The organism is Marinobacter sp. SS8-8 (assembly GCF_030540945.1).
In the GTDB taxonomy this organism is placed as follows: domain Bacteria; phylum Pseudomonadota; class Gammaproteobacteria; order Pseudomonadales; family Oleiphilaceae; genus Marinobacter.
Window position 1 is genome coordinate 25,970 of the sequence record NZ_JASSVN010000013.1, and the last position, 11,848, is coordinate 37,817.

14 protein-coding genes are annotated in these 11,848 nt (G+C 55.7%); 5 read left to right on the forward strand and 9 right to left on the reverse strand.

Annotation, left to right across the window (positions count from 1 at the left end):
* The first annotated feature begins 17 nt into the window (after positions 1-17).
* A complete protein-coding gene (locus QPL96_RS13490) occupies positions 18-215 on the forward strand; it encodes a CZB domain-containing protein (protein WP_303287835.1) in 198 nt (65 codons plus the stop codon).
* A gap of 442 nt (positions 216-657) precedes the next feature.
* On the opposite strand, the gene QPL96_RS13495 is transcribed toward QPL96_RS13490, so the two are convergent.
* Positions 658-1,329 (reverse strand): hemerythrin domain-containing protein, encoded by a 672-nt coding sequence (locus QPL96_RS13495; RefSeq protein WP_303287836.1) that lies wholly within the window; start codon positions 1,327-1,329, stop codon positions 658-660.
* A 479-nt stretch (positions 1,330-1,808) separates the two neighbouring features.
* On the opposite strand from QPL96_RS13495, the gene QPL96_RS13500 reads away from it, so the two are divergent.
* From QPL96_RS13500 to selD, 4 genes are all read left to right on the forward strand, one after another.
* The gene (locus QPL96_RS13500; RefSeq protein ID WP_303287837.1) at positions 1,809-2,414 is read left to right on the forward strand and encodes a cytochrome c oxidase subunit 3 family protein; all 606 of its coding nucleotides are present in this window, start codon (positions 1,809-1,811) and stop codon (positions 2,412-2,414) included.
* Between the two features lie 4 nt (positions 2,415-2,418).
* Positions 2,419-2,727 carry a cytochrome C oxidase subunit IV family protein gene (locus QPL96_RS13505; RefSeq protein WP_303287838.1) on the forward strand — a complete coding sequence of 103 codons (309 nt, stop codon included), beginning with the start codon at positions 2,419-2,421 and terminating at the stop codon, positions 2,725-2,727.
* A gap of 429 nt (positions 2,728-3,156) precedes the next feature.
* Positions 3,157-5,157 carry a bifunctional diguanylate cyclase/phosphodiesterase gene (locus QPL96_RS13510; protein WP_117618200.1) on the forward strand — a complete coding sequence of 667 codons (2,001 nt, stop codon included), beginning with the start codon at positions 3,157-3,159 and terminating at the stop codon, positions 5,155-5,157.
* Positions 5,158-5,182: 25 nt separating this feature from the next.
* Positions 5,183-6,220 carry a selenide, water dikinase SelD gene (selD, locus tag QPL96_RS13515; protein ID WP_303287839.1) on the forward strand — a complete coding sequence of 346 codons (1,038 nt, stop codon included), beginning with the start codon at positions 5,183-5,185 and terminating at the stop codon, positions 6,218-6,220.
* On the opposite strand, the gene QPL96_RS13520 is transcribed toward selD, so the two are convergent.
* The 8 genes from QPL96_RS13520 to narL all read right to left on the reverse strand — a co-directional run bounded on the left by QPL96_RS13520 (position 6,210) and on the right by narL (position 11,841).
* Entirely contained in the window at positions 6,210-7,031 is an 822-nt protein-coding gene (locus QPL96_RS13520) for a hypothetical protein (protein WP_303287840.1), read from the reverse strand. The two genes, selD and QPL96_RS13520, sit on opposite strands and share 11 nt — an antisense overlap.
* Before the next feature lie 40 nt (positions 7,032-7,071).
* Positions 7,072-8,154 carry a 3-phosphoserine/phosphohydroxythreonine transaminase gene (gene serC, locus QPL96_RS13525; RefSeq protein ID WP_303287841.1) on the reverse strand — a complete coding sequence of 361 codons (1,083 nt, stop codon included), beginning with the start codon at positions 8,152-8,154 and terminating at the stop codon, positions 7,072-7,074.
* Positions 8,154-8,660 (reverse strand): urate hydroxylase PuuD, encoded by a 507-nt coding sequence (locus QPL96_RS13530; protein WP_303287842.1) that lies wholly within the window; start codon positions 8,658-8,660, stop codon positions 8,154-8,156. Before QPL96_RS13530 ends, serC begins: the two co-directional genes overlap by 1 nt.
* Before the next feature lie 105 nt (positions 8,661-8,765).
* A complete protein-coding gene (gene pqqE / locus QPL96_RS13535) occupies positions 8,766-9,899 on the reverse strand; it encodes a pyrroloquinoline quinone biosynthesis protein PqqE (protein ID WP_303287843.1) in 1,134 nt (377 codons plus the stop codon).
* Positions 9,868-10,161 (reverse strand): pyrroloquinoline quinone biosynthesis peptide chaperone PqqD, encoded by a 294-nt coding sequence (pqqD, locus tag QPL96_RS13540; RefSeq protein WP_303287844.1) that lies wholly within the window; start codon positions 10,159-10,161, stop codon positions 9,868-9,870. The genes pqqE and pqqD overlap by 32 nt, the downstream gene beginning before the upstream one ends.
* An 80-nt stretch (positions 10,162-10,241) precedes the next feature.
* The gene (gene pqqA, locus QPL96_RS19495) at positions 10,242-10,316 is read right to left on the reverse strand and encodes a pyrroloquinoline quinone precursor peptide PqqA (protein ID WP_099617646.1); all 75 of its coding nucleotides are present in this window, start codon (positions 10,314-10,316) and stop codon (positions 10,242-10,244) included.
* A gap of 225 nt (positions 10,317-10,541) precedes the next feature.
* On the reverse strand, positions 10,542-11,033 hold the full coding sequence (locus QPL96_RS13545) for an SCP2 domain-containing protein (RefSeq protein ID WP_303287845.1): 492 nt from the start codon (positions 11,031-11,033) through the stop codon (positions 10,542-10,544).
* A 151-nt stretch (positions 11,034-11,184) separates the two neighbouring features.
* Entirely contained in the window at positions 11,185-11,841 is a 657-nt protein-coding gene (gene narL / locus QPL96_RS13550) for a two-component system response regulator NarL (RefSeq protein ID WP_303287846.1), read from the reverse strand.
* Between the last annotated feature and the right edge of the window lie 7 nt (positions 11,842-11,848).

An 11,848-nucleotide genomic window follows, 5' to 3' on the forward strand; every position in this document is an offset into this window, starting at 1 on the left:
TAGGTAATGCTGCTCTGTTGTCGGAAATTGAACTGGCCAATCTGGAAGAGCTGGAAATCAAGCTGACAGTCTACCAGGTTCTGGCTGGGCTTTCGGGCAGGCGGGCCGACAGCCTGCCATCCGAAAGCGAATGCCGCCTGGGGCAGTGGTACTATCAGGGGGCAATGAGCAGTACGCCGGTCGGGAAAACGGCCCGCTGTCGGGCAGGCTATTGACGAGGTTACGAGCAATGTTGCGACAGGTTGGCTCGAACGGCGGGTATAAGCTGTGGGGTCTGCACATCGTCATAGTTGAACCGGAACGCACATCAGCTATGCTTTGTGGCCTGCAAGATCAGTTTGGAAGAGTGGTATGGATAATGAGGAACACCGGGAGTGGGAGCGAATAGCCTTTGTTGCGGGCCGGGAATTGGTCAGTATGAAGCTGCCATTCGTGAGGCCGATTCCGGAGGCAATCAATACGGTGCCGCCTATCGGGAAAGCCTGTTGGCTTCCATCCGGGTGTACCGGCAATATCTGGAGCAAAAAGAGAGCCCCCGAAAAAGTCCGGGGGCTCAATAAACGGGTACGTCTCTCCCAACGGGTGCAAATACATCTCCAGCCTTCCTATGTCCCCAGACTGCAGGTGGGCTTCGGTCTGCTGGCTGCCACCCTCCCCTCAGAACTGAAACCTGGGGAATAACACGTTCTGTTCCAGATAAATCTGCTCAGACAGTCTGAAGTCCAGCGCTTTCAGCTCCCGATAGAACCGCTGCCAGGAGCGGCAGGCAGACTCTGGAACCCGGTAGTTCCGGGTCATCCGGCGCAGCTTGTTCAACTGCCCTTTGATCACCGAGTGCTCTTCATTCATCTGGGCAATGGGGGTGTCAGGCCGGGGCGGCTGGTCATGCTTCATGCGTTTAAGCACGTAGGCATTCTCACGCTCAATGTGGTCGGTGAGCGTGTGCTCTAGCTTTTTGATGGCTAGTGTGATGCCTTTTGGAATGTCAGGGCTTGCCCTGTGCACCGCCTCTATCTTGCGGGCGAGCCGGTGAATCTCGGGTAGTTTCACAAGATGGCCGGCATCGTAGCCCCGTAATATAAGCTCCAGCAGCACGTCTGTGTCCAACTCCTCAATTGGTGTCTGCTCCATCACTGTATCAAACAACTCCTGACACAACCGCTTAGGCTCGACATCGGCAATAGATGCGACAATGTCAACGGTTGTCTGGCGGTGGGCTTCAATTTCCGGCACATACCTTCGGAATATGTCCAGGGTCTGGGGGCATCGGCTGGCCAGCTGGCCGACCGTGGTTTCACTGCAGTTGCCAAGAATGTCCTGATAGTTCATTGCTGATCCTCCTCTCTTGCTTTAAGATATATATAGAATACATTTTAATGGGTGTCAAGAATTGTTCTCATTTTCTCTGCGCACAAGAGGGGCACAAGAGGGGCATAAGTTTGGAGGGTAAAATGATTGATGCATTACTGGATATCGCGGTAGATCTGACAAAAGACCGGTCAGCCCAAGACCGTTATCAACGGTTTCTGGGACTACAGTGCAGCTGGATGGCCAGGATCTAGAGGCTTGGTTTGATGACTAACGCAGACCGCTCAGGGATACCACCTGACCCATCGTGATTTTTGCTGCCTGTCCCTGTCGGCCGAAGGTTACGTCAATGACGACTGCCAGGTGATTGATGTCATTCGCGACAGTCTGATGGTGCTGATCAAAGATCCGGCGGGTTGTGGCAAGACACACTTTATTGAACCGACAACGCGAGAACCGCTGTTGCGGTTGGTCGACGCGCACTTCTGACGGTAGGCTGAATGACCACACTAGAGCTTTTCAGAACAACCGGCCCTGATAATGTCAGGACAAAGAACCACGCGCCGGGAAATATCGCCGTATGGATATTCATCTACGCGGAGCTGACGGAATTCGCTTTTTTCTTCCTCGCGTTTCTGGTTGCCAAGCTCTACTTTCCGGAGGATTTCCGCCAGGGGCCACTTCAACTCAATACCCTTGCAGGCTTCCTTAATACTCTTGCATTGCTCACCAGCAGCTTCTTTATTGCCCGGGCAGTTCAGGCAATAAAGCGCGGCGCGCAGCGCCAGACCGTGATCTGGTTACTTTGCACGGTCGGTGCCGGCGTGACCTATTGCCTGATAAAGGCCTGGGAATACCAGTGGAATGAAACAAGGGGCATCACATCCCGTACCAGCTATTTTTTCGCCACCTATTACTACCTGATGTTCAATCACTTCCTTCACGTTGTCATCGGTACCTTTACGATCCTTGGTACCGCTGTACGGGCCGCCCTGGGTCACTTCACCGCCGACTCCCATGAGGGGCTGGAAGGGGCGGCCAGCTACTGGCACATGATTGACCTGGTCTGGATTCTCATTTTCCCCCTAATCTATATATTGAGGTAGGTCCATGCGGCAAACACAACAAAGCCAGGAAGCCGGAAGCAAGAAATGGGACAGAACGCGCCTGATATGGCTGGGGCTGATCGGCCTGACGCTTCTCAGCGGTGCTGTTGGTGAGTCTGGCCGGCCCTCGGTCGTGGCAACCTTGATCGTCTGTCTGGTGGTTCTTCTCAAGGGGCGTTGGATCATTCAGGACTTTATGGGGCTGCGGTACGCCGCGCCGCTTACTCGCCGGATTGTAACGGGCTATTTCTTTGCCATGACATCAATGGTCGGAATTTCCGTGGGTTACCTGCAATTTACAGCTACACAATAATTGCGCCGATGATTGTGGGAACCGCTATGACGTAGCTGAGTGGGAGCCGGCGCCAGTCCATTCTGGAGAGGAAATAACGATGGTTTGCAAAAAACCGGAGCATATTAAAGACGAGGTCTGGGATCAGCACCTGAGGTGGCTGGGTCTTGTAAGTAATGAGTGTAAATCCAACCAACTAAAGCGGGGGCGTGAAAAACGCAGAGAAGAGTCGAGAAGTCGGAACCCAGGTGACAAGAGTTGTTCTCAGTGGGTTAACGAGGCGGGAAGCTCGCCTGGAGTTGGGGCTGATCTGAACCGTTATGGTGGCCAGCGTCCGTCGGCCCGGTAACTGTTGCGCTTCTGATATACAGCAAAGCCCGGGGCATGGTTTTGAACTAAACTGTCAGTTGTTGCCCTACTTTTGCAATCGGGAGCGCGTTAAAGGTGACAATGCCCTGGCAGAGCGAGACGGATGTCTTCGAGATCTTTCCCTGGAACCGTAACTTCGAGACGGGCCTGGAGGACATTGATGAGCAGCACCGGGTGCTGGTGACTATTCTGAATCGTCTGGCGTGGCATTTTGCCTCAGACAGTTCGGATCTGGATAGTTTACACCTGCTTGATGAGCTTCTTGCCTATGCCTCCTACCATTTCAAATATGAGGAGGGTGTCTGGGCGGAAAGTCTTGGCACGTCGGAGATGGCCCGGAATCACCACGACTCACACCAGATGTTTTTTGTCCGGATCCAGATGCTTCGCCAAAGCAAAGCGCCACAAGCAGATGTCCTGGCCGAGCTGTTTGATTATCTGACTCGCTGGCTTGCCTTTCACATCCTTGAATCAGACCGGCGCATGGCCCTGACTGTAAAAGCCATGAAAGCAGGCAAACCTTTGGAGGAGGCCAGAGAGCGGGTTGATTCTGAGCTCAATGGTTCCGTATCCGTTCTTGTAACCGCATTGCTGGAGATTTACGGGAAACTCTCTGCCAGCACCATTCAACTGATGCGGGAAAAAATGATCAGGCACAAAGCTGAGGATGAGTTGCAGCGACTGCAGAGTGAGCGGTTGAACCGGGCTCTGGAGGACCAGGCAAGTGATCATCAGAGGCAGGTGGAATTCCTGGCCTACGCAGACCCCCTTACCGGTTTGTGGAACCGGAATGGTATTACCCGGTTCATACGGGAGCTGCTTGACCGTGGCGATCTGAAAAATGATTCCGCAGCGCTGGTTTCCATGGATCTGGACAACTTTCAAGAGATTAACGCGCGTTTCGGGGAAGAAACGGCCGACCGCATGCTGGGATTGCTTGCCCGGCGCTGGCTGGATGCACTACCTCCCGATGCCGCTCTCGCCCGGATCGGTGGCGATGAGTTCGCCCTGCTTCTTCCGGATGCCAGTCAGGTGGAAATCCGGCTCAGTGCTCTGCAACTGACTGCCCGCCAGCCCTTCGATCTGGGAGGCGGCTCGGCGTTGGTGTCATTTACAGCAGGGATTGTATTGTTTCCCGATAGTGAGCTTGGGCATGTCGACGAAGATGCCGACCTACTTCTACGCCAGGCAGACCACACGCTTTTCCGCGCCAAGCAGGAGCTCAAAGGAAGCTGGCTGTTCCTGGACGTTGGGGAAAAGAAAGCAGGCCGGTGCCGCCAGCGGCTTTTATCGGACATCAGGAAGGGGCTTGAATGCGGCCAGTTCAGGCTTTTATACCAGCCAAAAGTAAGTCTGAGGACCGGAGAGGTGAAAGGGGTTGAGGCGCTTATTCGCTGGCAGCATCCAGATAGCGGTTTTTTATCCCCTGGCGGTTTTTTGCCCGCGATAGAACACCATCCTTTGATGGTGGAGGTAGGTGAGTGGGTTTTATGTGAAGCATTGACGCAGATGAGTCAGTGGGACGCTCGGGGAATTCACATGAATATCAGTGTGAATGTGGCAGCAATCCAGTTGCAGGCGCCGGGGTTCGCTGACGGGCTCCGGGATATTCTGGGAAGGTTTCCCGACCTGGACCCGGCTCGCCTTGACCTGGAAATACTGGAGTCGGCGACTCTGGGTGAGCTTGATAACGTTGTGAGTATTATTGACGATTGCAGGCAACTGGGTGTCACTTTTTCACTGGATGACTTTGGGACCGGATATTCATCGCTTTCCTATCTCAAGCGGTTGCCCGTCCATGCCCTCAAGATAGACCGCGAATTCGTCAGTGGTGTGAATGATACTGAGGAGAATTATTCGATTTTGAGAGGGATCATCGGATTATCCCGGGTTTTTGGCAGAGAGTTGATTGCGGAGGGCGTGGAAACCATTGAGCAGGGTGAAATACTGCTAAGCCTGGGCTGCGAGTTTGCCCAGGGCTACGCGATATCACCACCACTGGCCCGGGAAAAACTGGCTGGCTGGCTTGCCGGCTGGAAGCCTTTTCCGCAATGGGCCGAAAGCCTGACGCTATCTCAATAGAAAACATCCACAAAAGGACCCCGCTTTGTCAACACGACTTACCGAATTCAGTCACGGAGCCGGTTGCGGCTGTAAAATTGCTCCGGATGTCCTGGACCGCATTCTTCACACCACGGCCCCCGATTATCACGACCCGCGACTTCTGGTCGGCAATGCCAGCCGGGATGATGCTGCCGTCTTGGATGTCGGCAATGGCCTGGGGATTATCAGTACCACGGATTTCTTTATGCCCGTGGTGGACGATGCCTATGATTTTGGCCGGATTGCGGCTGCAAACGCCATCAGTGATGTCTATGCCATGGGCGGAAAGCCATTGATGGCAATCGCGATACTGGGCTGGCCGGTAAACCAGTTGGCGCCGGAGATCGCCGCCCGGGTGATTGAGGGCGGGCGGGCGGTATGTGCGGAGGCTGGGATCGCACTGGCCGGGGGACACAGCATCGATTCGCCGGAGCCTATCTTCGGGCTGGCCGTTACCGGTCAGGTGCCGGTGCATCGTATTGTGCGTAACGATGGCGCCCGGCCTGGTGACCTGCTGTATCTTACCAAGCCACTTGGCGTGGGAATTCTGACCAGCGCGCTGAAAAAACATCGGATTGACGAAGCCGATCTGGCGGTCGCCGTTGAAACCATGTGCACCCTCAATAAAGTAGGTGAAGTCTTCGCTTCACTGGACGGCGTACATGCCATGACGGATGTTACCGGCTTTGGTCTTGCCGGCCATTTGCTGGAGATCTGCCGGGGTAGCGGTGTTGGCGCCACCATTAACCGAAATTCAGTGCCGCAGATGCCGAACCTTGCACGCTATATTGATTCGGACTGTATTCCTGGAGGTACCCATCGGAATGCCGCATCGTTGGGCGATGCCTTTGAGGGCCTGACAGACCTGGACAAGACGTTACTTTTCGACCCCCAGACCAGTGGTGGCCTGCTGGTCTGCGTCGCCGAACAGGGCCGGGCCGGCTTTGAGAAAAAGGCCAGGGAACACGGGCTGGAACTCTATCCCTTCGGCCAGTTGCATGAGCGCGCTTCAGGTGAGCCTTTGGTTCGGGTTATTGACTGAGTTTCCAGCCAATGTCAGGCCCTTCGAACACAAGCGCGTTGTGCAGTTGTACCAGATCGGCACCGGCACTGAGCCGGTCCAGATAGTTCTGGCGCGAACACACGCCGCCATTGGTCAGCAGAGCTGTATTTCCTTTGAGATGATGCTGGCAGGCCTCAATGGCCCGGCAGGTGCTCGCCTGAAGTTCAGGGTCCCGCCATTGGCGGTAATGGGCATCGGCGACGGGTTTGCCGAAGTCGAAGCTGATCAGGATGCCATCGACTTCCTGGCAGGCGAGGTAGGGAATGAGGTTGTGAACCTCTTCATTCCCCGGCTTTACCCGGAGCTTGTAAACAACGGGGCAGGACTTTCGGGTTTGACTTTCCAGTGTCTGCTGAGCCTCCCGCAATCGGAGCAGATTGCGGTAAAGCTGGCGGAAGGGAACTGCCTGCTGAAGCCAGCCAGGAGCTATGGTCAGGTAGTCCGCCGTAAACCAGGCTCTCTCGATCAGTTGAAGGAGTTGCGCGGTTTCCTGCTCCGGTGATACAGGGGCGGTTGCCGCCAGCCGAATTCCCAGCCGGGTATTGAGTATTGCTTCGGGGTGCTGGGCGGGTAGGCTTCGGGGCCAGTTTTCCTGGGTCCAGTTGCCCAGTTCAATAGCGCCAAATCCCAGTTTGCCGGCACTTCGGCCCAGCTTTCCACATTGATCAAAACCCGCGGCAATCCCCAGGCGATTGGTAAATGACAACCCCATGCAGTTTATGGCAGTGGCGCCCTCGCTCAGGCGCTCCCGTGCAGGCGGGAGATTGCTGGCCTCGTTGCAGGCGCTCATGAAGGCCCGCTCCCGGTCACTGGCTGGTCTGGTGAGCAGATTAGCCATAACGCTGACGGAAATGGCTCATGAAAGAGGCCAGAGCTGCGACAGCGGCGTCCGGCTGGGCATTGTAGAGGCTGGCTCGAAGTCCTCCGGCGTGGCTGTGCCCCGCCAGATTCGCCAGCCCCATTGCCTCAGCCTCGCCAAGAAACCGCTGCTGTTGGCTTTCATCACGTGTGCCAAAACACACGTTCATGATGGAACGGTGCTCTGGTATTACCGGACAGTAAAAGAAGTCGTCTTCGTCAATGATGCGATAAATTGCCTGGCTCTGGGCAATGTTGTGGGAATGAAGAGCCTCGACCCCGCCTTGCTCCTCAATCCAGTCGAGCATCAGGTGAACCAGGTAAATGGCGAACATCAGGGGCGTATTGATGCGATTCTGACGTTCAATCAGTAATTGATAATTGAACACAGTCGGGGTTTCCGGTCGTGCCTGTCCCAGCAGATCCTCGCGGATGATGGCAATAACCAGGCCGGTGGGACCCAGGTTTTTCTGGGTTCCCGCGTAAATCATGCCGTAACGTTCGATATCGACAGGGCGTGACAGGAACTCGGAGGTCATATCCGCGATCAGGGGAATATCACCACAATCCGGGTCTCCGGGGAACTGGACACCATTTGCGGTCTCGTTGGGGGTTATGTGGCAATAGTGGATACTTTCATTCAGCGCCCATTCAGAAACCGCAGGAACACGATCAAAACCAGTGCCTCGGGTGCTGGCAACCAGGTGGCTTCGGCCATACCGGCGTCCCTCCTCAAGTGCCCTTGCCGACCAGTGGCCCGTTTCCACATAGCCGGCGGTGGCCGTGGGCGGTAACAGGTTCAGCGGAACCAGTGAGAACTGCGCCGATGCGCCGCCTTGCAGAAAAGCCACCTGATAGCGGTCTGGCACTGCCAGGGCCGTCCTCACCTGGAGCCGGGTGGTGTCCATCAGGGCCTTGAATTCATCGCTGGTAAATGGCGCTTCCAGTAATGAGTAGCCCAGCCCCTGCCAATCGGCCAGGCTTGCCCGGGCCCGCGCCAGCACCTCTGGCGGCAAGGCGGCCGGCCCTGCAGCGAAGTTATATACGCGGTCCATCAGAACAGCGCCAGCCCGTGACTTCCGGCAGTCATAAAGAAAATCAGCGGGAAAGAGAGGATGGTGTTGGTTCGGGAGGATAAAAAGGTGATTCGTGAACAGCGGATCCGCTCTGTGGCCGGTGCCGGTACAAAACCCAGTACTTTCTTCTGATGGGGCCAGAGTACGAACCAGAGGTTCAGCACCATGATGACACCGATCCAGGCGCCGACTCCAATAACCGCATGGCGACCCTGGAGCATCAGTACGTCCGCAAGAATGTCGCGATTCCAGAGCATTAGGGCGCCTGACGCCAGAACCACCAGGGACGCGTACCGGAAGGTGCCGTGTTCCTGGTGCATGCGTCGGGTCAGATCGGAGGATCTGGCACTCCCTTCGTCAGGATCAATACGCAAGGGAATGAACCTTGGGGTCCTGACCACATTGGCGTAGTTATGGCCAACCCAGATCAACGCAAACACGATGTGGAGCCAGCGCAGGGCGATATCCATCAACATCCAGCTCATGACAGGCCCGACCGAATCCAGGCACCCGTTACCAGATAGAGTACAACGGTCAGGGCAATGGCCGTGGCCAGAGTTCCCGCGAGCGAATCGTGAGGTAATTTCATATCACACCTCCGTTGGTACCCAGCTCACATCGCGGGCGATAAGCTTTTTGTGGTCCTGCTCTGTGCCAAGTGCCCGGATTACGGCTTCCTGGACAATGTGATGGTGGGGCGATTTGCTGCAGGCTGGGTCTGCGTTGGCAGCATCGCCGGTCAGCAGCATGGCCTGGCAGCGACAACCACCGAAATCCCGCTCTTTTTCCGGGCAGTTGCGACAGGGCTCTTTCATCCAGCTGTCCCCCCGGTAGAGGTTGAAGCTCTCGGACTCGTGCCAGATCCAACTGAGGTCATGATCGCGAACACCGGGAAAGTTGAGATCGGGCAGGGAGCGGGCTTGTTGACAGGGCAGTACCACACCGTCCGGTGCGATGGTCAGGTGAATACTGCCCCAGCCATTCATGCAGGCCTTGGGGCGGCCTTCGTAGTAGTCCGGTATAACAAAGAAAATGGTCATTTTGTCGCCGAGCTGCTTGCGGGCTTCGGCAACCTGGGCCTCTGCTGTTTCCAGCGCCTCTCGGGTGGGCATCAGTTGGTCCCGGTTCACCAGGGCCCAGTTGTAATACTGCACGTTAGCCAGTTCCAGATATTCAACGCCGATGCCGGCAGCCAGTTCGATGATGTCCGGTACCTGGTGGATGTTAAGGCTGGATATCGGCATATTAAGAACCATCGGAAAACCGAGGGCTTTGATCTCCCGGGCCATGCTGATTTTCTTTTCGTAGCAGTCGACACCCGCGAGCCAGTGGGCCGTTTTCGGATCGCTCGACTGAAAACCGAGCTGGATATGGCGTAGACCGGCTTTTTTTAAATTTTCCAGTCGCTTACGGGTAAGACCGATGCCGGATGTAATCAGATTGGTGTAATACCCCAGTTCGTTGGCTTCCGCCACCAGCTCTTCCAGATCCTTGCGGAGAGTGGGTTCGCCACCGGAGAAACCGATCTGCATGGCGCCCATCTTGCGGGCATCCCGGATCACGGTTTTCCATTCGTCTGTGGTCAGCTCGCCCTCGTGATCATCCAGGTTGGTCGGGTTGCTGCAGAATGCGCACTTGAGAGGGCACTTGTAGGTCAGTTCCAGAAGCAGCCAAACCGGGTTGCCCTGGCCATCAAGATTGAGATTGGATCCAGCCTTTGCCATGGCACACCTCCAGAAACTGGTGAACGCGGGGTTCGATGAATTCGGGTTGCTCGGAGAACAGTTCGGACAACTGGTGAACAATATCGTCGACCGTGTTTGCTCCGTTGCAGCGGGTCAGGATTTCGCCGGCTGTGTTGTTCAGCTTGACGATACCTTCGGGATACATCAGCACATGGGCCTGTTGGGATTCTTCCCACCGGAACATGAAGACCGGGGCGATGCGGAATCTGGACCGGCTGTTGTGATTGTTTGAATCAGCCATGGGGTGTCTCACTGATGAGATGGTGCGCATTCGGAAACTGTTCCCGCAGCAGGAACGCTTGCGGGAACAGGGTTGGGTAGCTAACGAACGTAAACGTAGGCTGTTACTTCAAAGCCGAGTCTCAGGTCTTTAAAATCAGGATCGGTCCACTTCATGCGATTCTCCAATATTTATTATGAATGTTCGGAGCAGGGGTTAACCCGGCTCTTCTTTACTCTAGGTTTTAGGAGAGTTGGAAATAAATGGTACTTTTGAACTAAATTTCTGAGGCTTTTGGGTAAAATTTCCGACCGTTCAGGCCTTTCCCGGGGAGGGCCTGAACTTTCCGGTCAGGGGAGTGTTTTAACATTTATCAATATTGATTGTTATCAATGCTGGTTTCAGCTGGAAACCAGCTGGCGAAAAGTAAATTGCCATTCCAGGCTGTCCAGCAGGTTTTTTAGCGCCAGCCCAAGCTCGGTGTCTCCTTCGATTATCAGGCGCCGCTGGAAAAACAGCTGGTCGGGATCCTGCTGACGCTCCGCCAGGGTTTTAAAGGCAGCCAGCGAGCCACGGATAGTCGCCTCTCCGGGGCCATCGATCACTCGCAGACGGCCGGCCCAGAAGCCGATCGTGATACCCGGTTGCCCGCCATTCACTTCCAGCCGGATACGGCGGCCTTCGAAGTCTTCAAATTCCCCGTCTTGGATCGCTTGAGCAAACAGTCGATTCAGGGGGGCTTCGGCGGCCAACTGTTTGAAGGACATTGGGATGCGCCGGTCTATGGTGTCAAGCACCGGTGCAGGCGATGGGATGTATTCCCTCAGTACGGTCAGAGCCTGGTCAAGCAGTGGCAAGTGTGAGGGAAACGATGGCAACCCGGGCAGCGGCATGATCAGCTCCATGTTTGGTGACGGGAGCAGGGTAGATGAAAACCGGACCCGGGGCTTTGATATAACTCAGAAGTGCCCGGGGTCAGATGAAAATGGGGTCAGATGAAAAGTTCATCTGACCCCATTTTCATCTGACCCCGGAGGAATGCCCTCAGCGGTGCAGGCCTTCCTCTACCGCCCATACCGCAACCTCCACCCGTGAGCGCAGGTTGAGTTTTTTCAGCAGGTGCTTCACATGGACCTTGACAGTACCGTCACTGATGTCCAGCTTGCGACCGATCATCTTGTTGGACAGACCCTCGGCAATCAGGCGCAGAATGTCTTTTTCCCGGGGTGTCAGGCTGTCGAAATCCGGGCGCGACGCCTGTTGGGGTTTGTTGGAGCGCAGGGCCTCGGCTAACAGCGTGGTCAGGCGGTCACTGATAACCATTTTGCCAACGGCCGCCTGGCGAAGCTGGGTGATCATGTCTTCAGGCTCCATGTCCTTCAGAAGGTAGCCGTCTGCGCCGGCCCGCAGTGCGGCCACCACGTCGTCTTCCTGGTCTGAGACGGTAAACATCACAATACGGGAACTGATGTTCTGCTCACGCAGTTTTTTCAGGGCTTCAATGCCGTCCATTTCCGGCATGTTCAGGTCCATCAGAATCAGGTCCGGCTCCAGTTCCGTGGCCAGTCGAATGCCGTCGGCGGCATTGCTGGCCTCTCCGGCAACGACCATGTCGTCTTCCATGTCGATGAGCTGTTTGATGCCCTGGCGAAGAAGGGGATGATCGTCGATCAGCAGAATACTGGCGGGTGATTCAGGCATCGGGTTC